At 55.3% G+C, this 25787-nt stretch carries 22 protein-coding genes; 5 read left to right on the top strand and 17 right to left on the bottom strand.

All coding sequences use genetic code 11. The features are described from left to right. The 3 genes from actP to acs form a co-directional block, all read right to left on the bottom strand. A complete protein-coding gene (gene actP / locus AM410_RS05320; protein WP_014168232.1) occupies positions 1-1650 on the bottom strand; it encodes a cation/acetate symporter ActP in 1650 nt (549 codons plus the stop codon). Beyond that, entirely contained in the window at positions 1647-1961 is a 315-nt protein-coding gene (locus AM410_RS05315) for a DUF485 domain-containing protein (RefSeq protein WP_014168233.1), read from the bottom strand. The genes actP and AM410_RS05315 overlap by 4 nt, the downstream gene beginning before the upstream one ends. Positions 1962-2033: 72 nt before the next feature. Then, positions 2034-3992 carry an acetate--CoA ligase gene (acs, locus tag AM410_RS05310; protein ID WP_020882831.1) on the bottom strand — a complete coding sequence of 653 codons (1959 nt, stop codon included), beginning with the start codon at positions 3990-3992 and terminating at the stop codon, positions 2034-2036. Between the two features lie 423 nt (positions 3993-4415). Between acs and gltP the strand changes: the two genes are divergently transcribed. Next, complete coding sequence (gltP, locus tag AM410_RS05305) at positions 4416-5729, top strand: glutamate/aspartate:proton symporter GltP (protein ID WP_013095082.1); 1314 nt, start codon at positions 4416-4418, stop codon at positions 5727-5729. 74 nt (positions 5730-5803) lie between these two features. Here gltP and AM410_RS05300 read toward each other — a convergent pair whose 3' ends face one another. Together AM410_RS05300 and fdhF are read right to left on the bottom strand one after the other, a co-directional pair. Then, positions 5804-6478, bottom strand: a complete 675-nt coding sequence (locus AM410_RS05300; RefSeq protein WP_014168236.1) for a tetratricopeptide repeat protein — start codon at positions 6476-6478, stop codon at positions 5804-5806. Positions 6479-6802: 324 nt separating this feature from the next. Continuing rightward, positions 6803-8950: a formate dehydrogenase subunit alpha gene (gene fdhF / locus AM410_RS05295; RefSeq protein WP_080471945.1), complete on the bottom strand. Its 2148-nt coding sequence runs from the start codon at positions 8948-8950 to the stop codon at positions 6803-6805. A 255-nt stretch (positions 8951-9205) separates the two neighbouring features. Between fdhF and AM410_RS05290 the strand changes: the two genes are divergently transcribed. Next, positions 9206-9937, top strand: coding sequence for a response regulator (locus AM410_RS05290; protein ID WP_025206379.1), 732 nt, complete (start codon positions 9206-9208; stop codon positions 9935-9937). Here AM410_RS05290 and AM410_RS05285 read toward each other — a convergent pair. The 6 genes from AM410_RS05285 to AM410_RS05260 all read right to left on the bottom strand — a co-directional run bounded on the left by AM410_RS05285 (position 9934) and on the right by AM410_RS05260 (position 16064). Next, positions 9934-10941 carry a carbohydrate kinase family protein gene (locus tag AM410_RS05285; protein WP_108647613.1) on the bottom strand — a complete coding sequence of 336 codons (1008 nt, stop codon included), beginning with the start codon at positions 10939-10941 and terminating at the stop codon, positions 9934-9936. The two genes, AM410_RS05290 and AM410_RS05285, sit on opposite strands and share 4 nt — an antisense overlap. Further along, on the bottom strand, positions 10938-11798 hold the full coding sequence (locus AM410_RS05280; RefSeq protein WP_025206378.1) for a ketose 1,6-bisphosphate aldolase: 861 nt from the start codon (positions 11796-11798) through the stop codon (positions 10938-10940). Before AM410_RS05280 ends, AM410_RS05285 begins: the two co-directional genes overlap by 4 nt. A 10-nt stretch (positions 11799-11808) precedes the next feature. After that, positions 11809-12495: a D-lyxose/D-mannose isomerase gene (locus tag AM410_RS05275; protein ID WP_059306578.1), complete on the bottom strand. Its 687-nt coding sequence runs from the start codon at positions 12493-12495 to the stop codon at positions 11809-11811. A gap of 84 nt (positions 12496-12579) precedes the next feature. Beyond that, positions 12580-13521 (bottom strand): ABC transporter substrate-binding protein, encoded by a 942-nt coding sequence (locus AM410_RS05270; protein WP_014168243.1) that lies wholly within the window; start codon positions 13519-13521, stop codon positions 12580-12582. Between the two features lie 30 nt (positions 13522-13551). After that, positions 13552-14547, bottom strand: a complete 996-nt coding sequence (locus AM410_RS05265) for an ABC transporter permease subunit (RefSeq protein ID WP_014168244.1) — start codon at positions 14545-14547, stop codon at positions 13552-13554. Further along, positions 14544-16064, bottom strand: a complete 1521-nt coding sequence (locus tag AM410_RS05260) for a sugar ABC transporter ATP-binding protein (protein ID WP_108647612.1) — start codon at positions 16062-16064, stop codon at positions 14544-14546. Before AM410_RS05260 ends, AM410_RS05265 begins: the two co-directional genes overlap by 4 nt. 181 nt (positions 16065-16245) lie before the next feature. On the opposite strand from AM410_RS05260, the gene AM410_RS05255 reads away from it, so the two are divergent. Next, positions 16246-18534 (top strand): ATP-binding protein, encoded by a 2289-nt coding sequence (locus AM410_RS05255; protein ID WP_108647610.1) that lies wholly within the window; start codon positions 16246-16248, stop codon positions 18532-18534. On the opposite strand, the gene alsK is transcribed toward AM410_RS05255, so the two are convergent. The 6 genes from alsK to AM410_RS05225 form a co-directional block, all read right to left on the bottom strand. Continuing rightward, complete coding sequence (alsK, locus tag AM410_RS05250) at positions 18479-19423, bottom strand: allose kinase (RefSeq protein WP_025206375.1); 945 nt, start codon at positions 19421-19423, stop codon at positions 18479-18481. The two genes, AM410_RS05255 and alsK, sit on opposite strands and share 56 nt — an antisense overlap. Beyond that, complete coding sequence (gene alsE, locus AM410_RS05245; protein ID WP_020882821.1) at positions 19407-20102, bottom strand: D-allulose 6-phosphate 3-epimerase; 696 nt, start codon at positions 20100-20102, stop codon at positions 19407-19409. Before alsE ends, alsK begins: the two co-directional genes overlap by 17 nt. A gap of 10 nt (positions 20103-20112) precedes the next feature. After that, on the bottom strand, positions 20113-21093 hold the full coding sequence (gene alsC / locus AM410_RS05240) for a D-allose ABC transporter permease (RefSeq protein WP_014168249.1): 981 nt from the start codon (positions 21091-21093) through the stop codon (positions 20113-20115). Continuing rightward, a complete protein-coding gene (gene alsA, locus AM410_RS05235) occupies positions 21072-22604 on the bottom strand; it encodes a D-allose ABC transporter ATP-binding protein AlsA (RefSeq protein WP_073397721.1) in 1533 nt (510 codons plus the stop codon). The genes alsC and alsA overlap by 22 nt, the downstream gene beginning before the upstream one ends. Positions 22605-22680: 76 nt before the next feature. Then, positions 22681-23616, bottom strand: coding sequence for a D-allose transporter substrate-binding protein (alsB, locus tag AM410_RS05230; RefSeq protein ID WP_014168251.1), 936 nt, complete (start codon positions 23614-23616; stop codon positions 22681-22683). Between the two features lie 65 nt (positions 23617-23681). Then, the gene (locus AM410_RS05225) at positions 23682-24572 is read right to left on the bottom strand and encodes a MurR/RpiR family transcriptional regulator (RefSeq protein WP_014168252.1); all 891 of its coding nucleotides are present in this window, start codon (positions 24570-24572) and stop codon (positions 23682-23684) included. 351 nt (positions 24573-24923) lie between these two features. On the opposite strand from AM410_RS05225, the gene rpiB reads away from it, so the two are divergent. Then, positions 24924-25373, top strand: a complete 450-nt coding sequence (rpiB, locus tag AM410_RS05220) for a bifunctional allose-6-phosphate isomerase/ribose-5-phosphate isomerase RpiB (RefSeq protein ID WP_032681899.1) — start codon at positions 24924-24926, stop codon at positions 25371-25373. Positions 25374-25442: 69 nt separating this feature from the next. Then, a complete protein-coding gene (gene yjdP, locus AM410_RS05215) occupies positions 25443-25766 on the top strand; it encodes a DDRRRQL repeat protein YjdP (RefSeq protein ID WP_014168254.1) in 324 nt (107 codons plus the stop codon). The last annotated feature ends 21 nt before the right edge of the window (positions 25767-25787 follow it).

Genomic DNA, 25787 nt, shown 5'->3' with positions numbered 1-25787 from the left:
TTAGTGCGCGCGGCCTTGCTCGACGCCCAGACCCGTTTGTGAGCGGATAAACTGGGCGCGGAATTTCTCACGCTCCAGGTTACCTTCCGGCGAGTTATCGGTCGCGGAGAAGACCCAGATACCAATAAACGCCACGGCAATGGAGAACAGCGCCGGGTATTCATACGGGAAGATAGCGCTTTCGTGACCGAGGATCTGTACCCAAATCGTCGGGCCAAGGACCATCAGAATCACGGCCGTCAAAAGCCCCAGCCAGCCGCCAATCATCGCCCCACGTGTGGTCAGTTTTGACCAGTACATGGAGAGCAGGATGATAGGGAAGTTACAGCTTGCCGCAATGGAGAAGGCCAGCCCCACCATAAAGGCGATGTTCTGCTTCTCGAACAAAATCCCCAGCAGAATAGCGACCACGCCCAGCACCAGCACGGTGATTTTCGAGACTTTCAGCTCATCACGTTCGCTTGCTCCTTTGCGGATAACGTTGGCATAGAGGTCGTGCGATACCGCAGACGCGCCCGCCAGCGTCAGCCCGGCAACCACCGCGAGGATGGTGGCGAAGGCCACGGCCGAGATAAAGCCAAGGAACAGATTACCGCCTACCGCGTCGGCCAGATGCACTGCCGCCATGTTGTTACCGCCAATCAGCCCGCCCGCCGCGTCTTTAAACGCCGGATTCGCCCCCACCAGCATGATGGCGCCAAAACCAATGATAAAGGTCAGGATGTAGAAGTAACCCATAAAGCCCGTGGCGTAGAAGACGCTTTTGCGCGCTTCACGCGCATCGCTCACGGTGAAGAAACGCATCAGGATGTGTGGCAAGCCAGCCGTACCAAACATCAGACCCAGACCGAGCGAAAGCGCAGAAATAGGGTCTTTCACCAGCCCGCCAGGGCTCATGATCGCTTCCCCTTTCGGGTGTACCGCCATCGCTTCAGTGAACAGATTATTGAAGCTGAATCCGACGTGTTTCATGACCATAAAGGCCATAAAGCTGGCGCCGAACAGCAGCAGGACCGCTTTGATGATTTGCACCCAGGTCGTGGCCAGCATGCCGCCGAACAGGACGTACATCACCATCAGCACACCCACCAGCACCACCGCGATGTGGTAGTTCAGGCCGAACAACAGTTCGATCAATTTACCCGCGCCGACCATCTGCGCAATCAGATACAGCGCGACCACCACCAGCGAGCCGCAGGCGGAGAGGGTACGAATCGGCCCCTGCTTCAGCCGGTAGGAGGCCACGTCTGCGAAGGTATAGCGGCCCAGGTTGCGCAAGCGTTCTGCGATCAGGAACAAAATAATCGGCCAGCCCACAAGGAAGCCGAGGGAGTAAATCAGACCATCGTAGCCGGAGGTGTACACCAGCGCGGAGATACCGAGGAAGGAAGCGGCGGACATAAAGTCGCCTGCAATCGCCAGCCCGTTCTGAAAACCGGTAATGTTGCCGCCTGCGGTGTAGTAATCATTACGGGAGCGCACGCGTTTCGAGGCCCAGTACGTGATGTACAGCGTCAGCAGCACGAAAATCAGGAACATGATAATCGCCTGCCAGTTGGTTGGCTGGCGCTGCACCTCGCCGGTGATGGCATCAGCGGCGTTGGCGGCAAAGGGAAGTGTGGCGGCAAGCGCCGTCAGGACTCTCTTCATGATGCTTTTACCTCTGCCAGGACTGCTCTGTTAAGACGATCGAATTCGCCATTGGCGCGCCAGACGTACACGCCGGTCAGCACAAACGAAATGATTATCACGCCAATCCCAATCGGAATTCCGCGCGTGACGCTGGTGCCCGCGTGCAGCGGCGTACCGAGCCAGTGTGGGGCAAAGGCAATCAGCAGAATAAAGCCGACGTAAATAATCAGCATGATGATGGAAAGTAAGAAGGCAAACCGTTGCCGTTTATCCACGAGCTCCCTGTAGTGCGCACTATTCTCTATCTGCTGACAAATATCGTTATTCATCAGAGGTCTCCAGAAGTATTTATAGGGGAGGTTTTTTTATTCCCTCTCCCGGGGGGGAGAGGGGAGATCGCGTTACGATGGCATTGCGATGGACTGCTTCTCTTCGAGCAGTTTTTCCACCACGCCAGGATCGGCAAGCGTTGAGGTATCACCGAGGTTGCTGGTGTCACCGGCTGCGATTTTGCGCAATATGCGGCGCATAATTTTGCCTGAGCGGGTTTTCGGCAGAGAGTCGGTCCAGTGCAGCACGTCCGGCGTGGCAAGCGGGCCAATCTCTTTACGTACCCAGTTGCGCACCTCGGCATACAGCTCTGGTGACGGCTCTTCGCCATGATTCAGCGTGACGTAGGCGTAAATCGCCTGGCCTTTAATGTTGTGTGGGATCCCGACGACGGCGGCTTCGGCGATCTTCGGATGAGATACCAGCGCGGATTCAATCTCCGCGGTACCCAGACGGTGGCCGGAGACGTTAAGCACGTCGTCCACGCGCCCGGTTATCCAGTAATAACCGTCCTCGTCACGCCGGGCGCCGTCACCGCTAAAGTACATGTTTTTAAAGGTCGAGAAGTAGGTCTGCTCAAAGCGCTCGTGGTCGCCGAACAGGGTACGCGCCTGGCCCGGCCAGGAATCGGTGATTACCAGATTGCCTTCGGTGGCTCCGTCCAGCGGATTGCCTTCGTTATCCACCAGCGCAGGTTGTACGCCGAAGAACGGTTGAGTTGCTGAACCGGCTTTTAACTGCGTCGCACCCGGCATAGGGGTGATCATAAAGCCACCGGTTTCGGTCTGCCACCAGGTGTCCATCACCGGGCATTTTTCGTTGCCGATTTTCTTCCAGTACCACTCCCAGGCTTCCGGGTTGATGGGCTCGCCAACGGAACCGAGGATGCGCAGCGAAGAGCGGTCAGTGCCTTCAATGGCCTTATCGCCTTCCGCCATTAATGCGCGGATCGCCGTTGGGGCGGTATAGAGAATATTGACCTTGTGTTTGTCGACCACCTGACACATGCGCGCCGGCGTTGGCCAGTTCGGTACGCCTTCAAACATCAGCGTAGTGGCACCACAGGCCAGCGGGCCGTAAAGCAGGTAGCTGTGACCGGTGACCCAGCCTACGTCGGCAGTACACCAGTAAATGTCGCCCGGATGGTAGTCGAATACGTACTTGAAGGTGGTAGCGGCATAGACCAGATAGCCGCCGGTGGTGTGCAACACGCCTTTCGGTTTGCCGGTTGAGCCGGAGGTGTAAAGAATAAACAGCGGGTCTTCCGCGTTCATCTCTTCCGGCTGATGCTGATCGCTGGCTTTTTCAATCAGATCGCTCCACCACAGGTCGCGTCCTTCGTTCCAGTCGATCTTGCCACCGGTACGCTTGAGGACGATGACGTTGCTGACGGTTTTCACGTTCGGATTTTTCAGCGCTTCATCGACGTTTTTCTTCAGGGGAATGCCACGGCCAGCGCGCACGCCTTCATCGGCCGTGATCACCAGTTTCGAGCTGGAATCGACAATACGTCCGGCTACCGCTTCCGGTGAGAAGCCGCCAAAAATCACCGAGTGAATCGCACCGATGCGCGCGCAGGCCAGCATGGCTACTGCCGCTTCAGGCACCATTGGCATATAGATAGCCACCACGTCGCCTTTTTTAATGCCCCTTTCCAGCAGAACGTTGGCAAAGCGGCACACGTCGCGGTGCAGTTCTTTATAAGTAATGTGTTTGCTTTGAGAGGCGTCGTCACCCTCCCAGATAATGGCCGTTTCATTACCGCGTTCGGCAAGGTGGCGGTCAAGACAGTTTGCTGCCAGGTTCAGCGTGCCGTCTTCGTACCATTTAATGGAGACGTTGCCGGGCGCAAAGGAGGTGTTCTTCACCTTCTGATAAGGTTTAATCCAGTCAAGAATATGGCCCTGCTCACCCCAGAAGACGTCCGGGCTGGAGACGGATTGCTGATACTTCTCGTGGTACTGCTCCGGGTTTATCAGGCAACGGTCCGCAATGTTTGCGGGAATGTCGTGTTTATGTACTTGGCTCATGGCTTTTTTTCTCCTTGTAAGATGTTAATAATATGTCGCAAAAACGTTAATAGTAGGGGCTTTACAAGCTTTGTTTATTATTTGGGCTACAGATCACGCATTGTTTGAAGAGTATGAAAAATGAGCGAATGAAACTTTGAAGGAAAATAATTCACCGTGCCGATTATTCACAATTTCCATTAAAAAAGCCTTTTTATAACAAAAAGTTATTGATGGGAATTGTGACAAACTCACGTCATGACCGCTTTTTGTAGCGAAATGTGCCGTTCTTTAAGGCTTGCGCAACATGCCGCGCAAATGATACTCATACGCCGCGTTAAAAAATCCCATAAACCAACGCAACACAATTCATACCCTTTCAGTATGTATCCATATTCATGCAGTTTATGTGAATAGGGCGCTTCATTGAGGAAGTCAGTTTCTATGAAAAACGTTAAAGTCAGCCTGGCCTGGCAAATCTTGCTAGCCCTTGTGCTGGGTATCCTGCTGGGTAGCTACCTGCATTATCACAGCGACAGCCGCGAGTGGCTGATTGCGAACCTGCTCTCGCCGGCAGGGGATATCTTTATTCATCTGATCAAGATGATTGTCGTACCGATTGTTATCTCAACGCTGGTCGTCGGCATTGCCGGTGTGGGGGATGCAAAACAGTTAGGCCGTATCGGCGCGAAGACAATTCTTTATTTCGAAGTGATCACGACGATTGCCATCATTCTGGGGATCACGCTGGCGAACGTGTTCCAGCCAGGATCCGGGATCGATATGTCGCAGCTGGCGACGGTGGATATTTCGAAATATCAAAGCACTACCGCTGAAGTACAGAGCCACGCGCATGGCCTGATGGGAACCATCCTTTCGCTGGTGCCGACCAACATCGTGGCTTCCATGGCGAAGGGCGAGATGCTGCCGATCATCTTCTTCTCGGTGTTGTTTGGTCTGGGTCTCTCCTCCCTGCCTGCCACGCACCGTGAACCGCTGGTCACCGTGTTCCGCTCAATTTCTGAAACCATGTTCAAAGTGACTCACATGGTGATGCGCTACGCGCCGGTTGGGGTGTTTGCGCTTATCGCGGTAACCGTGGCGAACTTCGGTTTCGCCTCCCTGTGGCCGCTGGCGAAGCTGGTGATTCTGGTTCACTTCGCCATCCTGTTCTTCGCGCTGGTGGTGCTGGGAATTGTGGCGCGCCTGTGTGGGCTGAGCATCTGGATCCTGATCCGTATTCTCAAAGATGAGTTGATTCTCGCGTACTCCACGGCAAGCTCTGAAAGCGTACTGCCGCGTATTATCGAGAAGATGGAGGCCTACGGCGCGCCGGCATCGATTACCAGCTTTGTGGTGCCAACCGGCTACTCCTTTAACCTGGACGGCTCAACGCTGTACCAGAGTATTGCGGCTATCTTTATTGCTCAGCTGTACGGCATTGACCTGTCTCTGTGGCAGGAGATCGTGCTGGTGCTGACCCTCATGGTGACCTCAAAAGGCATCGCAGGCGTACCTGGCGTCTCCTTTGTCGTCCTGCTGGCGACCCTGGGCAGCGTAGGGATCCCGCTGGAAGGTCTGGCGTTTATCGCCGGTGTCGACCGTATCCTCGACATGGCGCGTACGGCGTTGAATGTGGTGGGTAACGCCCTGGCGGTGCTGGTTATCGCTAAGTGGGAGCACAAATTCGACCGTAAAAAAGCGCTGGCGTATGAACGCGAAGTGCTGGGTCGTTTTGATAAGACCGCAGACCAGTAAAATAAAAAGGCCGGGGTTAACCCGGCCTTTTCGCATTCCTTCTCTGTCCAAAAGAGAGGGCCGTGTAAGAGACTTTACTCCCCACTCAACGCGTCAAATTCTTCACATCCCGTATCAAACCCTTCGGTACAGCTCAGGTTCAGCCAGTAGAGCGCTTTCTGCTTATTCGGCGTTATAAAGCCTTTCTCGCCCTGCTGGAACAGCATTCCGGCCCAGTACTCCGCGTAACCCGTACGCGAAAGGGAGGAGCTGCGTTTGAACCACGACGCGGCTTTGACGTCGTCCTGCGCCACCTCAACGCCGTTGGCATAAATCATCCCCAGCAGCATTTGCGCATCCACCGCGGAGTCGTTGTCGATATCTTCGGTTGCCGTTTGCAGCAGTGCGATGGCCTGTGGGTAGTCAGTTTTTCCTGCCTGGGTGTTGACCAGCACGCGTGCCAGCATAATTGCGCCGCGTTTACTGCCGGCGATAGTGGCCTGCTGCGCCAGCGCTTTGGCCTGCGCGTAATCGCCCTGTGTAAACTGGATTTGCGATAACAACGCCATGGCGTCGACATCGCCCCCTTTTGCTGCTTTCTCTGCCCACTGCGCGGCCTGCTTGCTGTCGCCGGAACTGAAGTAGGTATCGGCAAGGTAATACTGGGCGCGGGCGTCACCCGCTTCCGCCTGTTGCTTGTACTGGCTGCCAATCTCATCCGCGTGGACGAGTGACGTAAAAAATAACAACATCAGAAAAATTGATTTCATGGATTCTTATCATCTGGGTACACGCCGCGCAGTATAATCGTCGTCGCAGAAGAAAAAAACGGGCGCGGTAAAGGTGAATGAACATTTCCCGGTGTCCGCCGCGTTTCGTCTCACAATAATGCTTGTGAAAGAGGGCATTAGACGCTCGCGGGGGAGATTCTCTCACTGAATTAAAATACAAAGCCGGGTATTTATTTCGGTGCTAATGACATTATTGCTGCGGGGCAGCGTGCACAATATATATTGATAATATAAATAGCTTATTAAGAAATAAAAAAGGGGTGAATAAGTCACCCCCTTTTATTCATCGATTAATTAACAGCATTAACCCAACGCGCTTTCGCGCAGTCTGGCTTTCAGCTTGCTATATTCGTCAATCACATACTGTTCCGCGGCGTGCTGGTCAGCAATCGGCTCCACGCGTACGGCGCAGTACTTATACTCCGGCGTTTTGGTTATCGGGCTTAAGTTCTCCGTCACCAGTTCGTTGCAGGCACCAATCCACCACTGGTAGGTCATATAGACCGCTCCTTTGTTAGGTCGGTCGCTGACCTGCGCACGGGTAATGATGCGTCCTTTACGCGAGTGCACCCAGATCAGGGCTTCATCTTCAATGCCCAGACGCTCTGCGTCAGCGGTGTTGATCTGCGCATAGCCCGGTTCATCCGCCAGTGCCGCCAGCGCAGCACAGTTACCGGTCATTGAGCGACAGGAGTAGTGGCCCACTTCACGCACGGTAGAGAGCACCATCGGATACTCATCGGTGAGTTTATCGATTGGCGCGACCCAGTCGCAGGTGAAGAACTGCGCCAGTCCGTTCGGGGTGTCGAACTTCTCTTTAAAGAGATACGACGTGCCCTGATCGGCCTCTGACTCATCGCGGCATGGCCACTGAATATACCCCAGCTCACCCATTTTCTCATAGGTGGCACCGGTGAAGTCCGGACACAGTTTGCGCAACTCGTCCCAGATTTCCTGGGTGTTGTTGTAGTGCATCGGATAACCCATGCGGGTAGCGATTTCGCTGATGATCTGCCAGTCGGTTTTCAGATCCCACTTCGGCTCCACCGCTTTGAAGAAGCGCTGGAAGCCGCGGTCTGCCGCCGTGTAAACACCTTCATGCTCGCCCCATGACGTTGACGGTAAAATCACATCCGCCGCCGCCGCGGTTTTGGTCATAAAGATGTCCTGGACAATCACCAGTTCGAGATCCTCAAAGCCTTTACGCACCGCTGACAGCTCGGCGTCGGTCTGCAGCGGATCTTCACCCATAATGTAGGCGGCACGCACTTCACCGTGCGCCGCACGGTGCGGCAGCTCGCTGATGCGATACCCGGTATGTTCCGGCAGGCTCTCCACGCCCCAGGCCCTCGCGAATTTCTCACGATTTTCCGGGAACTTAACGTACTGATAGCCCGGATAGGTATCCGGCAGTGCGCCCATGTCACACGCACCCTGCACGTTATTCTGACCACGCACCGGGTTCACGCCCACATGCGGTTTGCCCAGATTTCCGGTCAGCATCGCGAGGCTTGTCAGGGAGCGTACGGTTTCCACGCCCTGATAGAACTGGGTTACGCCCATGCCCCACAAAATGGCCGCGGTTTTCGCCCCGGCGTACATCCGCGCTGCCTGACGGATCTCTTGCGCGCTTACGCCGGTTATCGCTTCAACGGACTCCGGCGTGTAGCCTTCGACAATTTTCCGATACTCGTCAAACCCTTCCGTACGGGTCGCGACGAACGCCTGGTCGTACAGATTCTCCTCAATAATGACGTGGCCCATCGCATTCAACAGCGCGATATTCGAGCCGTTTTTCAGTGCAATGTGCATATCCGCAATACGTGCCGTTTCAATTTTGCGCGGATCGCAGACGATGATTTTCGCCCCATTCTGTTTGGCGCGAATCACGTGGTTCGCGACGATAGGGTGAGAATCCGCCGGGTTATAGCCAAAAATAAACACGAGATCGGTGTTATCTATCTCGTTGATCGCATTACTCATAGCGCCGTTACCGACCGACTGGTGCAGACCTGCAACCGATGGGCCGTGTCAGACGCGAGCGCAGCAGTCGACGTTATTGGTACCAATAACGGCGCGCGCGAATTTTTGCATTACATAGTTGGTTTCATTACCAGTACCGCGTGAAGAGCCGGTAGTCTGGATCGCATCCGGGCCATACTTGGCTTTGATGGCGCTCAGGCGCGTGGCGACATAATCCAGCGCCTCGCTCCAGGAGACGGCTTCCAGCTTGCCACCGCGCTCGCGGCGGATCATAGGGGTTTTCAGGCGTGGGGTAAGGATTTGGGTATCGTTAATAAAATCCCAGCCGTAGTAGCCTTTCAGGCACAGCGTGCCCTGGTTGGTTTTCCCCTGGGCGGCCTCCGCCCGGACGATTTTGCCGTTATCGACCACCAGGTTGATCTTGCAACCCGAGGCACAATAAGGGCAAACCGTGACGACTTTTTTCATCAGTCTGCTCCAGTTAATCAATGCTTACGCCCCACTATGCAGCTTCTATGCCATGTTTTTATTGTGGGTATCAACAGACTTTACGGCCAACTGAGGGGCAAAACCCTGACGAAAAACAGCCAATCGTCAAAATTGACGTGTCGAATGGGCAGTGGATGTGACATGGGTTGTAATTCCGTCATGTAAAAGTCAAATTGGCTGGAGCCGACGGCAGAATAGTTCAGACTTAACATAATCCCCTGATGGAAGCATGCGATGAAACCGGCGATTCTGGTGGTTGATGACGATACCGCAGTCTGCGAGCTGCTGCAGGATGTGCTGAGTGAGCACGTCTTTAGCGTGCTCGTCTGCCATAACGGCCAGGACGCGCTGAGTCTGGTTCAGCATGAGCCACACATCGCCCTTGTCCTGCTGGATATGATGCTGCCGGATATCAACGGCCTGCAGGTATTACTGCACCTGCAAAAGCAACGTCCGGAGCTGCCGGTGGTGATGTTGACCGGGCTGGGCAGTGAGTCAGACGTGGTGGTGGGGCTGGAGATGGGGGCCGACGATTATATTGGCAAACCGTTTAACCCGCGCGTGGTGGTTGCCCGGGTTAAAGCCGTGCTTCGCCGGACCGGGGCGCTGGCCGCAGACACCCCGGTGCCACGCGTGGCGGGCGTGACGTTCAATGGCTGGACGCTGGATACCTCCCGCTGTGAACTCAGCGATCCGCAGCGTAACCCCGTACCGTTGACCCAGGGAGAATATGGTCTGCTGCTGGCGCTCACCCAGAACGCCCGGCGGGTGCTCAGCCGGGAACAACTGCTCGAGCTGACGCACAGCGAAAGTGCCGAGGTGTTCGACCGCACAATCGATGTGTTGATCATGCGCCTGCGCCGTAAAATAGAAGCCAACCCGCATCAGCCCGTACTCATTAAAACCGTCCGTGGGCTGGGCTACGTCTTTGCTGCCGATGTGTCTCACAGCGAGAAAGCGGCTTAAATATTCTCTTTAATAAACAGCTGCAGCTCGGCCAGCGTTTTTGCCCCATCAATGGCGTTCGCAGCCAGCAGGCTTGCCCGCGCGCAGGCATGGGCCAGATAAATACTCTCGACCAGCGGCAACGCTTCATGGCAGCCGTATAAGAAGCCTGCGCAGAAGGCATCACCCGCCCCGACGCTGCCGATAATCTCTTCCCGCTCCAGCAACCAGGAGGAGATCCAGCGCCCTTCATCGTCCGGTGTTAACCCCCACGCCCCTTCCGGACAGTGGATCACCACCCGCTGACGCACGCCAGCTGCCAGAAGCTGTGAGGCGGCTTCCGCGATATGGGCAATGTGCGGGGCATCGTTCTCGTCGCGCATCTCCAGCCCGCTAAACTCGCCGGCTTCCAGTTCGTTGATGACCAGATAATCAAGATGGCGCAGGGCAGGGAGGACCAGCGGCTGATAGCGAGGGTCACCCTTTCGCGAGACCAGATCGAGCGAGGTTTCATACCCCTGATCGCGCATCTGGGCCAGCAGCCGTGCGCTGCGGGTGCCGTACTCGTCATCGGGCATATCCAGGCTGTCGAGCAGTAACAGGTAGCCGAGATGGAAAATCTTCATTGCGCCGTCGAGGCGGTCGAAGGCGGGCAGATCCAGAAGACGGTTGGCGCCCGGGGAGTGGAAAAAAGTGCGCTGCCCGCTGGGGTCGGTCATAACCTGCGACATAGAGGTTGGCGCAAAGGTCGTGCGCTGCACCCGCTGGCGGTTGACGTGATACTGGTCGAGCATCGCCAGGATGTAATCGCCGTCGCTATCTTCGCCAATCAGGCCGACGGCCTGCAGCGGCAGGCCAACGTGCATTTTGGCCAGCGTCAGCAGGACGTTCAGCGGCGCACCGCCGGTTGAACGTTCGCTGTGGGTAATTTCCGCCAGCCAGCCGCGCTCCGGCCATTGCACAATCTGGTGGACGTGATCCACCAGCATATTGCCGGCGGCGATAATCCCTTTACGTTCCATTATGCCTGCCCCGCGCTGCCAAAGATGCGCATTTGCGCGGCGACCGTATCGGTAATCGCCTCTTCTATACCCAGCAACAGTTCTGCAAATTCATCGTACAGAGGCTGACGTTTTGCCATCCGTTGCTCAACGGCGGAGAGCGCGGCCTGTGACATACCGGTATAAAAGTTGATTTTATGGATCCCCAGTTCGATGGCGCGACGAAAATCGGCATCGCTGATGCCGGAGCCGCCGTGTAAGACCAACGGCAGGCCGGTCTGCTGGCGAATGGCGTCCAGACGAGGGAAATCGAGTTTTGGCTCGCCTTTGTATTTACCGTGCGCGTTGCCAATGGCGACCGCCAGCGCATCAATGCCGGTGGCATCGACAAACTCGCGCGCCCGCAGCGGGTCCGTAAACAACGCTTCATCCGCATGGCCATACAACGCGCCACCTTCGTCACCGCCTACCGCACCCAGCTCCGCTTCTACCGATACGCCAACCGCGTGGCACATCTTCACCACCTCCCGCGTCTGGCGAATGTTTTCTTCGTAGCTCAGGGTGGAGCCATCAAACATCACGGAGCTGAAGCCTACGCGCAGCGCACGTACCACCGCCTCGAAATGCAGGCCGTGATCGAGGTTGAGCACCACCGGAATATCATGACGGGCGGCTTCAAACCTGACCGCTTCGACCAGCGACTCCAGGGAGACATACTTAAAGTGGACTTCCGCAATATTAATGATAAACGGCGAGCGTTCCTGTTTCGCGGCAGCAAACAGCGCGCGCAAAAAATGGGAGTCGAGAACGTTAAACGCGCCGAGCGCGTAGCGGTGTTTCCTGGCGTGCTCAAGACCGTCGGCAAGAGAAATCAATGGCATTATTTACTCCTTATTTCCGAAACAGGTTGTACTCGTTGCACAACACCAGCACCGCCGGTTCGTCTTCTTCGATATTGTTATAGCGGGCAATGGGCTGTAAAAAATGGTTATCGTGTTCATCGTCATTCACCGATGACACTTCCCCCACCAGTACGTCGCCAAAACCGCGTTCGCCCCAGAAACTGTGGTACAGGCCGGGGGTGAGGCAGATGCTGTCCCCGGGTTGCAGGCGTAACTGACTGCCGGGCGCGTGGGTTTGCAGACAGCCGTCGAGGGTAACGGTCACGTCGGTATTTTCAGGTTCTTGATGTGCATCGGCATTCCATAACTCGACGATCAGGTTTCCGCCGCCACGGTTGATGATGTCTTCCCGTTTACGCCAGTGAAAATGCATGGGCGTCACCTGACCATCCCGGACGTGCATGATTTTTTCGGCATAGCACTTTTCATAGGGCACGCCGTTCGGTGAGCCATTGCGCAGGGTAAAGAGCGTTAGCCCCTGTGCGGCAAAATGGTCGCCGCCGAATGCCGTTACGTCCCAGCCAAGCCTGAGATCAAACACTTCCTGCCAGGCGGCCGGATCAAGCTGCTGCCATTTCGTCGGCGGAAAACTGGCAAAGGGAGGGAGATGCACGTCGTGCATGGAGAAGAACTGCCGCGTGTGGCCAAGGATTTCATTGATTTCGGAGCGTTTCATGGGGCCCCCTGGACGCTATGTCAGGCCTCACCCCAACTCTCCCGCGAAGAGAAGATCAGGGTGAGGGCATCAAACCGCACTACATCACTTCACTGTCCACCCCTTATAGGATCCGACGTTCTTTTTATCGATCATCGTCACCGGGATCAGCACAGGCTCTTTAGGCGCAGGTTTGCCCTGCAGAATGTCATAGCCGATCTCAACCGCTTTTGCCGCCATTACCTGCGGATCCTGAGCCGGCGTCGCGACAAACAGGGAGTTTTCACGCTTAAGCGCTTCCTCGCCGTCCGGGCTGCCGTCTACGCCAACGATAAAGAATTCATTGCGTTGGGCCTGTTTTGCTGCCAGATCGGCACCGATCGCCGTCGGATCGTTAATCGCGAACACGCCGTCGATCTTCGGATTGGCCGCCAGCAGTGAGGTCATCACTTCCAGACCGCCTTCACGGCTACCTTTGGCGTTCTGGTTATCAGAGAGCACCTTGATATCCGGATGTTTTTTGAACTCGGTCTGGCAGCCTTCGACGCGGTTTTGCACCGCGGACACTGGCGGCCCGTTGATGATGACCACGTTGCCTTTGCCTTTCAGGCGGTCAGTAATGTATTTACAGGCCATTTCCCCCGCCTGGGTGTTATCGGAGGTGATGGTGGCATCCGCCCCTTCCGCCGCGACGTCAACCGCGACAACCACGATCCCGGCCTCTTTCGCGCGTTTAACCGCCGGGCCGATCCCTTTGGAATCCGCGGCGTTAAGGATGATCATGTCCACTTTGGCCGCAATAAAGTTGTCTATCTGCGCCACCTGCTGGCCGAGATCGTAACCGCTGGAGACCAGCGTCACTTTGACGTTATCCCCCGCCAGTTTGCGCGCTTCCAGCTCGGCACCTTTGGTGATCTGCACGAAGAATGGGTTGGCCAGGTCGCCCACCGTCACGCCGATGGACTTCAGATCTTTCGCCTGCGCAAACGGCGTTGCGGCAAGCAGCGCGCCAGCACAGAGCGCGGTCACTAACGGTTTCAAACGCATCTTCTCTTCCTCGCTTGTAGGGTATTGTTGTTATGCACTTTGATGGTGTCGGGTACGGTATTTGTCGATCAGCACCGCTATGATGATCACCGCCCCTTTGATCACCAGTTGCCAGAAGTAGGAGACGCCCATCAGCGTCATGCCGTTGTTAAGCGTGGCGATGATCAGCGCCCCCACCAGCGTGCCGGTGATCGTGCCGATCCCGCCAACAAAGCTGGTACCGCCGAGGATCACCGCCGCAATCGCATCCAGCTCGTAGCCCATGCCCAGGTTGCCGTTGGCGCTGTAGAGACGCGAGGCACTCATCACGCCGCCCAGGCCCGAGAGCAGCCCGCTCATGCCGTACACAAACAACAGCACCAGCCAGACCTTAATGCCTGTCAGACGCGCCGCCTGCATGTTGCCGCCAACCGCATAAATGTGAACGCCAAGCGTGGTGCGACGCAGAATAAACCAGCACAGCACAATGACCGCCAGCGCGATCACCACCAGCCACGGAATGGGTCCAAGGTAGTTATTGCCGATCCACTCAAAGTTAATGTTGGAGTTAATGACGGTCGTACCGTCCGCCAGCAGATAAGCCGCACCGCGCAGTGCCGTATAGGTACCGAGCGTCACGATAAACGGCGGCAGCCCGGCAAAAGCCACCAGCGCGCCGTTGAACAAACCCAGCACAAGGCCGAGCATGAGCGCTGCCGGAATAGAAAGCATGGCGAACTCAGGTATTAACGACACCACCATCGCCGCCACGGCCGTGGTGCCCAGAATGGAGCCGACGGAGAGGTCGATCCCGCCGGTCAGAATGATGAAGGTCATCCCTGCGGCCAGCACGATGTTGATCGACGCCTGGCGGGTGATATTGAGCAGATTACTTTCGGTAAAGAAGTTAGGCGCGATAAAACCAAATACCGCCACAATCAGGATCAAGATGGGCAAAATGCCGACCGTCTGCATCAGATCGCTCATCAGCATTTTTTTGGCAGAGGCGGACTTCGCCACCTGCTGCGGATGGGTTGAATTTGTCATAGTTGCACCGCCTGATGAGGAGAGTCGTTCACGCCGGTCGCCAGCGTCATGATGTTTTCCTGTGAAATTTCTGCCCCGTGAAGTTCACCTGCAATGCTGCCTTCACGCATGACATAGACGCGGTCGCTCATGCCGACGATTTCCGGCAGCTCGCTGGAGATCATCAGGATCGCCACGCCCTTGCGCGCCATCTGGTTCATGATGCGGTAGATTTCACTTTTCGCCCCGACGTCGACGCCGCGCGTCGGTTCATCCAGAATCAGAATGCGTGGGCCGATGGCCACCCAGCGGGAGATAAGCAGCTTTTGCTGATTGCCCCCGGACAGGCCACCCGCGCGGACCTGTGAATGCGGCACGCGGATGTTAAGCAGGGCGATTGCATCGTCAGAAATGGTCTGCGCTTTTTTGCGATTCAGCATGCCGAAGGTGGCGTCGCGCTCCAGCGTCGCCATGGTGATGTTCTCCTGTGCGGCCAGCTCGAGGAACAGCCCTTGTTCTTTGCGGTTCTCGGTGAGAAAACCGATCCCGTTGTCGATGGCGGCACGCGGGGAGTGGATCACCACCGGTTCGCCGTCGACCTCAATCATGCCGCCCGTGGCTTTGCGCGCGCCGAAGATCAGCTGCGCCAGTTCGGAACGTCCGGCGCCCACCAGACCTGCCAGCCCGACAATTTCTCCGGAACGCACCTGCAGACTGCAGGGGAGCACTTTCTTGCCGTCGGTAAGGTGATGCACGTTAAGACGCGGGCTGCCGAGCGGGATATCGCGCTCTTTGTTAAACAGATCGCTTAGCGGACGGCCGACCATCATCTTCACCAGCTCAGAGGCGTTCAGTTTGTCGCGCGTCAGGCTACCGACGTACTGCCCGTCACGCAGAACGCTGACGCGATCGGAGAGTTCATACACTTCCGCCATGCGGTGGCTGATATAGATAATCGCCATTCCTTCCTCTCGCAGGCGCAGTATCAGCTCGAACAGGCGATGGGTTTCACGTGAGGAGAGGGCGGCGGTGGGTTCATCCATCACCAGAATGCGGCTGTTGCGGTGCAGCGCGCGGGCAATTTCAACCTGCTGCTGCTCGGCGATGGTCAGCCTCATTACCAGGTCGGTCGCCTTGAAGTGCGCGCCCAGACGGTCAATCACCGCCTGCGCCTGTGCGGCCATCTCTTTGCGCTGTACCAGCCCCGCGCGCGACAGCTCGCTGCCCAGGAAAATGTTTTCAGCGACGGTCAGATTGGGGGCAAGCTGCATCTCCTGATAAATGAGGGTGATACCCGCGGCCAGCGCATCCTTTGGCCCTTTGATGTGAAACGGCTGTCCGTCAATCAGGATCTCGCCGCTGGTGGCGGTATAGGCCCCCGCGAGGATCTTCATCAGGGTACTCTTTCCTGCGCCGTTTTCCCCCATCAGCGCGTGGATCTCACCGGGGTACACCGTCAAATCCACACCCTTGAGCGCGTGGAAATGGCCAAACGTTTTGGCAATGTTGCGCATCTCCAGTACCGGGGTTCTGCTCATGGCGGATCTCCTTGAATGTCGATATCCGCACTTCATCACAGGTTGGTAAATGCAAAATGTCAGAAGCCGTTCATATTTGTCATAGTTATGAATAGTTAACTTACATCACAATTCCCCGCTTTTTCCCTCTCAGCAGGAGAGGGCCAGGGTGAGGGCATCACATTGCACCGGAGCTTACCGTATGCCATCACACCGTCCGCCCTTCTTTGCCAGCGCCCGTGGTCGCCTGCTGATTTTTAATCTGCTGGTGGTGGCGGTGACGCTGATGGTCAGCGGCGTGGCGGTGCTCGGCTTTCGTCATGCCAGCCAGATCCAGGAACAGGTGCAGCAGCAGACGCTGGATGACATGACCGGCAGCATGAACCTCGCCCGCGATACCGCCAATGTGGCAACGGCGGCGGTGCGGCTCTCGCAAGTTGTAGGCGCGCTGGAATACAAGGGCGAAGCCGAGCGCCTGAAGCAGACGCAGATGGCGCTGCGTCACTCGCTGGAACAGCTTGCCGATGCGCCACTGGCGCAACAGGAGCCCGCGCTGGTGGCGCGAATTATTCAGAGAAGTAATGAGTTACAGCAGAGCGTGACGGGCATGCTGGAGCGCGGGCAGCGGCGTCATCTGGAGCGTAATGCGCTTCTCAGCGCGCTCTATCAAAGCCAGAGCTATTTGCGCCATCTGCAGGACATCAACCGCCGTTACGCCAGCAACGTCCCGGATGCGCAACAGCTTATGGAAATGGACAGGCTCATCATCGCCGCTATTGAAACGCCCTCGCCGCGCGCCACGGTTCAGCAGCTGGATGCCGTGACGGCAACGCTGCCCCGAAGCGTGACGCAGCCCGTGGTGAACGCTATCCTGCCCGATTTTAATGCCGAGCTTCACAAGCTTGTTCCGCTCTCGACGCAGCTGGAGGAGAGCGATCTGGCGATCAGCTGGTATATGTTCCACATCAAGGCGCTGGTGGCGATATTAAACAGCGACATCAATCAGTACGTTGAACAGGTGGCGCAGGCCTCCCGGCTGCGTACTGCCCAGAGTCACCAGGAGCTGCGCTCCATCAGCGTATTTATCAGCGTGTTCGCCGTGCTGGCGCTGATCATCACCGGGTGCGCCTGTTGGTATATCTACCGTAATCTGGCCTCCAACCTGACGGCCATCTCCCGGGCGATGTCGCGCCTTGCTCACGGCGAGCAGGATGTTTCCGTCCCCGGGCTGCAGCGCCGTGATGAGCTGGGTGAGCTGGCGCGAGCGTTTAACGTTTTTGCCCGCAACACCGCCTCGCTTGTCCACACCACCCGCCTGCTGAAAGAAAAAACCACGCAGATGGAGATCGACCGCATCGAGCGTCAGGGGCTGGAAGAGGCGCTGCTGCACAGCCAGAAGATGAAGGCCGTCGGGCAGCTGACGGGCGGTCTGGCGCATGACTTTAACAACCTGCTGGCGGTGATCATTGGCAGTCTGGAACTCACCGATCCTGACTCACATGACGCCCCGCGTATCACCCGGGCACTCAAGGCCGCCGAGCGTGGTGCGGTGCTGACCCAGCGCCTGCTGGCGTTTTCCCGCAAGCAATCCCTGACGCCGCACGCGGTAGAGATGAAACCGCTGCTCGAGAACCTGCGGGAGTTGATGTACCACTCGCTGCCGGCCACCCTGACGCTGGAAATTGAAGCGCAATCACCGGCGTGGCCGGCGTGGATAGACGTCAGCCAGCTGGAAAACGCCATTATTAACCTGGTGATGAACGCCCGCGATGCGATGGAGGGACAGACGGGGGTTATTAAGATCCGCACGTGGAATCAGCGCGTGACCCGCAGTGACGGACGCAGGCAGGATATGGTGGCGCTGGAGGTTATTGACCGGGGAAGTGGAATGTCGCAGGAGGTCAAATCCCGGGTCTTCGAACCGTTCTTCACGACCAAGCAAACCGGGAGCGGTAGCGGATTAGGCCTGTCGATGGTCTACGGTTTTGTACGCCAGTCCGGTGGGCGCGTGGAGATCGAAAGCGCGCCAGGGCAGGGGACCACCGTGCGGCTGCATCTGCCACGCTCGACGCTGCCTGTTCGTTCTGCTGATGAGACCCAGGCCGCCGCGGCTGCCGTTGAAAATGAACGCCTGGTACTGGTGCTGGAAGATGAAGCCGATGTCCGCCAGACCCTGTGCGAGCAGCTGCATCAGCTGGGCTATCTGACGATTGAAGCGGACAACGGCGAACAGGCCCTGAAGATGCTGGACGCGTCACCGGATATTGGCATGTTTATTAGCGATTTAATGCTGCCCGGCAACCTCAGCGGCGCCGAGGTGATCAACCATGTGCGCAGCCATTATCCGCAGCTTCCGGTGTTGCTGATCAGCGGCCAGGATCTGCGTCCGACGCATAACCCGCAACTGCCGGACGTGGCGTTACTGCGTAAGCCTTTTACCCATGTACAGCTGGCGCAGGCGTTGCGCAAGGTGATGACAGGAACTGGCTGAGAGCCAGGGTCGCCGCCCCCTGAGCACCGTTAAAGGATGACGATGATGCTGTAATGAAACGGACTGCCTCATACGGCAGCGGACGGCGCAGATGCTGTTTAATTCTGGCAATCAGCGCGTCGCGTGGAAAATCGACCATATCCATCACGCCGCCGCCGAGGATCACCGCATCCGGGTCGAAGAGATTTACGCTGGTGGCAATGGCTCGGGCTGCATGATTTAAGAGCTGTATGACAAAGGGGTCATGACACGCTGAGGTAAAAATCTCGCCAATCGCGTAATCACGGGGCTGTTGTTCATACCACTGTTTCAGGGCAATACCGGAACAGACGGTTTCCAGACATCCTGTGTTACCACAACCGCAATGGCGTGACATATCGCCCTGCGGAATATGTCCAAGCTCGCCCGCGACCCCGTGTGCACCTGTCCAGGGCGCGCCGTTCAGCCAGATGGCGAACCCCATGCCGGTACCGAGATAGGCTGCCAGAACCTGCTGTTGCTGCAAGTTGTGCTGCATAACATCAAAAGAGAGCTGGAGGTTAACGTCACGGTAGAATTCGACCGGGCATCCCAGCGCGTCTGCCAGTTTGCCCGCCAGGTCCCGTCGGTCTGTTGCCTGTAATGGCAGGTTTGGTGTCGAGATAATGGTGCGTTTGTCTTTGCCGACCAGCGCAGGAAAACCCATCACCAGACCCCGACAGCGAACCTGATAGTGGCGAAGCCTTGCAACGATCATTTCTGCGACGCCGCACATGACGCCTGAACGGATAATGTCTGCTGTACGGTGTTTTTCACAGTGCAGCACGGCCCCCTCGGCTGTAAGCAGGCAAAAACGGATATGGGTAGCGCCCATATCCACTCCGGCAACGACATCAGGCTGTTTTTGCATGAGGAAGGGCCTCGTTCTTTGCCGAAAGAATCTGTCCGGCCATCAGTTGCCATGCGTCGTCGATATTCTCTGCGTGGTTGAACAGTCCTGACGTCCCGACGATAAAGACATCAGCCCCGGCGGCCATCAGTTTTTTGTAGGTGGACTGATTGCAGGAGCCATCGATCTCAATCTCATAGCGCAGCCCTTCACGTTCGCGCCAGGCTTTCAGCTCGGCAATTTTTTCGAGCATTTCCGGAATGAAAGGCTGCCCGGCAAAGCCAGGATCGACGGTCATGACCGTAATTTTGTCCGCCTTGTGAATGTAATATTTCATCGCTTCAACGGGCGTTTCAGGGTTGAGGATCAGACCGACTCTCATGCCATGACGGCGAATTTCGTCAATCAGGCGGAAGGCCTGACCGTTAATCGTTTCCGGATGCAGGGTGATGAAATCCGCTCCGGCCTGTGCCAGTTGACTAATGTAGTCCTGGGGGCGCGTCACCATCAGATGGCAGTCCAGCGGTTTGGTGGCGAGCTTCTTCACCTGGCTGACAAAGAACGGTGATAGCGTCAAATTGGGCACAAAGTGACCGTCCATGATATCGATATGGAAGTAGTCCGCGTGCTGGTCTATGAATTCGATCTGCTCTTTGAATTTCAGCAGGTCCATACACATCAGGGAGGGGGAAATTTTCATCGTCAATTCCTTACTTACTGATCAATCTATCGAGGGCGACAGCGGCGATAATCAACCCGCCCATCACCACCAGTTGGTAGTAGGTTTGTACTTGTAAAATATTGAGTCCGTTATTGATGGTGCCGATGATGAGCCCCCCAATCACGACAGAGAAGATGCGCCCTTTACCGCCAAAGAAGCTGGTTCCCCCGATAATGGCGCTGGCAATGGCGTAGGTTTCAAAGCCCATACCAGCCAGCGGCTCTGCTGCCCCCAGTCGTGCCGTTGACACCACGCCTGCCAGCCCTGCACACACACCGGAGATAATGAAAACCACCAGGATATGAAACTTCACGTCAATACCGGAGTAGAACGCCGAGTTCTTGTTACCGCCCAGCGCGTAGATGTTGCGTCCCAGCCGCATACGGGTGGTGAGGAACCAGAGGATCACCGCCACTACCAGCGAGAAGATCACCGGCACGGGAATACCTAAGAGATTGGCGGCAAAAAAGTTTACAAAGTCGAACGAGAAGCCGTATACCGAGTTGGCATCCGAAATCACCAGCGTAATGCCGCGAAAAATGGCGTTAGTGCCCAGGGTGATAATGAACGGATGCAGCCCGGTCCAGTTGACCAGACAGCCGTTGATCGCGCCTAACGCACCGCCAACCAGCACGCCGCCAATGAGCGCTGCCAGGAACGGGTCGACGCCGGCCAGCATGAGCTTTGCGGTCACCATCCCGGACAGCGCCAGAATCGCCCCGACGGACAGATCGATACCTGCCACCAGAATGGCAAAGAACTCGCCCATCCCGATCAGCACCGTCACCGAACTCTGGACAAAAATCTGAGTGATGTTGTTGGTGGTCAGGAAGTATTCCGACGACAGCGTGCCAAAGATGGCAACGATGATCGCGAGGATGAAAAAGGTGCCGTACTTGTCCCAGAACAGCGCGAAATTAAACGGTTTTTTTTCGTCCATATCGCGTTTCACTCTTGTGGTAATGCCCATGCCATAATCTCCTCTTCGCCCATGTCGTCGCGATTGGTCAGGATTTGCGTCAGTCGCCCTTCGCAGAACACGGCGATGCGGTCGCAGACGGCGATAATTTCAGGTAGCTCGGATGACACCATCAGGATGACCTTGCCCTCGTCAGCCAACTGGCGCATCACCTTGTAGATTTCGGCCTTTGCGCCGACGTCGATGCCGCGGGTAGGTTCATCAAAAATGATGACGTCCGGGTTGCAGCACAGCCATTTGGAAATCAGCACCTTCTGCTGGTTTCCGCCTGAGAGCTCAGTGATGTTTTGCTCCACGCTATGGCACTTTAACGCCAGCAGCTGGCGCTGCGTTTCAGCAGTTTTGCGCTCTTCATGTTCGCGAAACAGGCCCATGGCGCCTTTGTAGCCGCCATTTTTCAGGCTTTGGCTGACCGCCATGTTCTGAGCAATAGAGAAGTTGGGGAAGAAGCCGTTTTCCCGACGGCTTTCAGTGATGTAGGCCATCCCTTTTTTCAACGCATCCAACGGCGAGTGTGGGGAGATGGTTTTACCGTTGAGACGGATTTCACCGCTAGCGCGTTTATCCACCCCGAAGAGGCAGTCCATCAGCTCGGTGCGGCCTGAGCCGACGAGTCCTGCAAAGCCAAAGATTTCACCGCGGTTCACGCTGAACGAGATATCACGTACTTTTTTCTTGTCCCGGCTGGTGACGTTTTTCACTTCGAACACGGTATCGCGTTCGAGGTTGCCGGTACTTTCTTTCATCGCGTTAAAGCGGTTTTGCAACTCGCGGCCCACCATCAGGCGCACAATATCGTCGTTTGTGACATCACTCACCATGCCCGTGCAGACGCTGCTTCCATCTTTCATCACGGTAAAGCGGTCGCAAATGCGGCGGATTTCTGCGAGCTTATGCGAGATATACACAATTGCTGTGCCCTCTTTACGTAATTGATTCATGATCAGGAAAAGATAATCCACCTCTTTATTGGTTAAAGACGATGTGGGCTCATCCATAATGATCGCTTTAGCGTTGAGCATTAATGTTTTTGCAATTTCCAGCATTTGCTTGTGGCTGATGGATAAATTCGCCACCTTTTCATCTAAATCGACTTTCAATCCCACGCGTAAAAGCATCATTGCGCCGCGAATGCGCATCTCTTTCCAGTCGATCATATTGACGCCACAGACTTTTTTCGTCAGATGACGGCCAATATATAAATTCTCCAGAACAGTTAATTCATCGATAACGCTAAGTTCCTGGTAAATTATGCCAATGCCCAACTGTGCTGCCAGTTTATGATCGAGCTTGTCGTAATTTACCTCGTTGATAGTAATAGTTCCTTTGGTCGGTTCATGTATTCCCGACAATACTTTCATTAAGGTTGATTTACCGGCGCCATTCTCCCCTAATAACGCATGAATCTCGTGGGGATAAATAGTTAAATCAACCGACGTTAATGCGTGAACCGGACCAAAGGATTTGCCGATCCCCGCCATTGAGATATATGGCGTGACCATGTTTACTCCTTATGTTTTCCCTCTCATCCTGTGGGAGAGAGCTGGGGTGTGGGCTTCTGACCGCACCGGATATCAGTTATTTCGTCACCAGAACCGAATCAACCAGTTTGAATTCAGGCGTTTTTTCTAGGGGGATCACGTTGCCGGTTTTCGCCGCATCCACCATCAACTTCAGGCCCGTGGCACCAATATCCGCTGGGTTCTGCGCGACGGTGGCGGTCATTTGTCCGGCATCGACCATCTTACGTGCTTCAGGAATGCCATCCGTGCCAACGACCAGTACTTTTCCTGTTTTACCGGCGTTTGCCACCGCCTGTGCCACGCCCATTGCCATGGTATCGTTTGCACAGTAGAAGGCTTTCAAATTCGGGTTGCGTTGCAAAACGTTGGTGGCGACATCCAGGGCTTTAATGCGATCCCAGTCGGCGGGTTGGCTGGCAACGAGCTTGATTTGACTTGCTTTTTTAAAGGTTTCTGTCGCGCCATTGCGGCGTGCCTCTCCCGATGCATTTCCGGCTTTCCCTTCAATAATCGCGACTTCACCGCCCTGCACACCGAGTTTATCAATGATAAAGCCTGCGCCTTTTGCCCCAACGGCTACGTTATCCGTCGTGACAAAACCTTCAACGTTACCGCCGGCTTTTTTCAGGTTATCCATATCGATTTTTTCATCGAGGTTGACCAGAAAAATGCCTTTCTGCCAGGCGCGTGAGACGGGCATCACCAGGTTGACCGAGGAGAGTGGGGCAAAGGCAATGCCTTTGTATTTCTTATTACTCAAGTCTTCAAAAAGCTGCAGTTGAGACTGAAAATCACCTTCTGACGGCGAAGCAAAAATATCAACACTTACCCCCAGGGTTTTTGCTTCATCTTCGATCCCTTTCTTCATATCCACCCAGAATGGATTGTTCAATGTTTTTAATACTACCGCATATTCTGCGGCAGCAAATGCGCTGGTAGATAACATTAAGCCCATAGCGGCGCCGCTGAAATATTTCAGATATTTATTCATAGCAGTGTTCTCAATGTAGGGTATATTTTTGTTGATCCCGTTAATACGGGATCAACCTTTTATCGTTACTTCAGGGCGCCAGGGGAGAAGAAATCCACAATAGCACCGGTTTTTTGCATGTTGAGTGTGGCCTGTTGAATATTCTGTTGTGCAACGGATACAAATAAAGCATCTAATAGTGTGAGTTGTAATATACGCGCGGAGGCGTTACGCCCTAATAAAGGGGTCTCTGGTGCTGGCGAACAAATAATATAATCAGCGAGTTTGGCAATGGGTGAATGATAGCTATGGGTAATGCAGATAATCTTCGCACCGTTCTTTTTCGCTAACTCTACTGCGGCTTTCACATCGCTGGTGCGTCCTGAGTGTGTTACCACCAGCACTACGTCTCCCTCTTTCAGCAGCGATGCTGACATCATCATGATATGGGCGTCCTGATAAGACTGGCAGCGCACGCCGATACGTAAAAACTTGTGCTGGATGTCGGCACAAATGGCGTTAGAGCCACCGACGCCGTACAGATCGCGCTGGTTAGCCTGAGCGAAGAAACGTGCTGCGCGATGAATTTCATCCACATTAACAATCGACTGGCCTTCCATAATGGTGCGAAGCGTAATGTTGAACACTTTATTAACCACATCCTGTGGCGCTTCATCAAAGGCGAGTTCAGCGGGGAGCACCTGCTCGGATTGAGAGAAGTAGTCCACAAGCGCTGCGCGCAGAGTACGAAAACCGCTAAACCCGAGCAGCTTGGCTACTTTGACGATCATCGCTTCCGAGACCAGCAGTGTTTCGGCAACATCTTTAATTGCCGGCGCACCGCTCAGGTTACCTGGCTGAAGCAGCCAGTCGACGATACGGCTCTCGTTGTCGGTCATCCCTTCCTGTTTCATACGCAGGTAAGGTGCCAGACCGATGCCATTAGGCAGCTCTTTTTCAAATTCTGACTGACTCATCGCTCTCTGTTGTCCTTAAAAATGAAGACGACACTATATCATCACAACCTTCCCGGGAAATATGTTGCCAACTTCACAGTATTTATAAATTCATAAAGTTTTATTGGTTGTGAAGTTTTTGGCTGTGTGTTGTTGCTTCATTCGTTGTAAATCAATTACTTAATTTCTTCGGCATTTAATGGCCTAAGACTTACAGGCAAACTTAACCATCAGGTCAGGGTTGAAATGCGATCCTCAGGGGTGTAGAACACGCTCAGAACGCGATGGTTTTGTGGTTTTATTGCACAACTAACCGGTCTTAAATCACAAAATACATCGCGTTCGTAAAGTTTACTCACTGAGAGGCAAATCATGAAAAGGATTGCGTTTGGTTGCGATCACGTTGGCTTCATACTGAAAGAGGACATACTGGCCCATCTGCGTGGGCGTGGCGTAGAGGTGGTGGATAAGGGCACCTGGTCGCCCGAACGCACCGATTACCCGCATTATGCCAGCGCTGTTGCGACCTCCCTGCTCGACGGTGAAGTTGATGGCGGCATCTTAATTTGTGGTACCGGCGTTGGGATCTCTATTACGGCCAACAAATACCCCGGCATTCGTGCAGTGGTATGTAGTGAGCCTTATTCTGCGCAGCTTTCAAGGCAGCATAACAACACCAATATACTGGCATTTGGCTCACGTGTTGTTGGCCTTGAGCTGGCAAAAATGATTGTCGATGCCTGGCTCAATGCAGAATTTGAGGGCGGGAGACATCAGGTGAGAGTGGAAGCGATAGGGGTGATTGAACAGGCGCAGAAATGAGATTCCTCCGCTACCCCAGCCAGCTGTTGTTCATTACCGTAAGGCCAGTCCACCTGCGAGTCTGGTCTTATGAAACGTTACTCTACCGCTCTGTTATTTGGTCTGCTGTCACTTACCAGCCAACTGGCTCACGCCGATGTTATTGATGAAGCCATTGGCAATATTCAGCAGGCGATCAACGATGCCTATAACCCCAGCAGCAGTCGCAGTAGCGATGACGACGACGATCGCTACGATCGCAGCCGCCAGACCGACAGCCGTCAGTATGACGATCGCCGCAGGCAACTGGAGGATCGCCGTCGCCGTCTGGATGAGCGTCAACGCCAGCTGGATGATGACAGACGTCAGTTAGAAGAAGATGAACGCCGGTTAGAAGACGATTACGATCGCTGATACGCGCGGTTTAGCATCCAT

The sequence above is a fragment of the Enterobacter cloacae complex sp. FDA-CDC-AR_0164 genome (assembly GCF_003071645.1).
In the GTDB taxonomy this organism is placed as follows: domain Bacteria; phylum Pseudomonadota; class Gammaproteobacteria; order Enterobacterales; family Enterobacteriaceae; genus Enterobacter; species Enterobacter ludwigii.
This window is presented reverse-complemented; position numbering and strand designations above follow the sequence as displayed.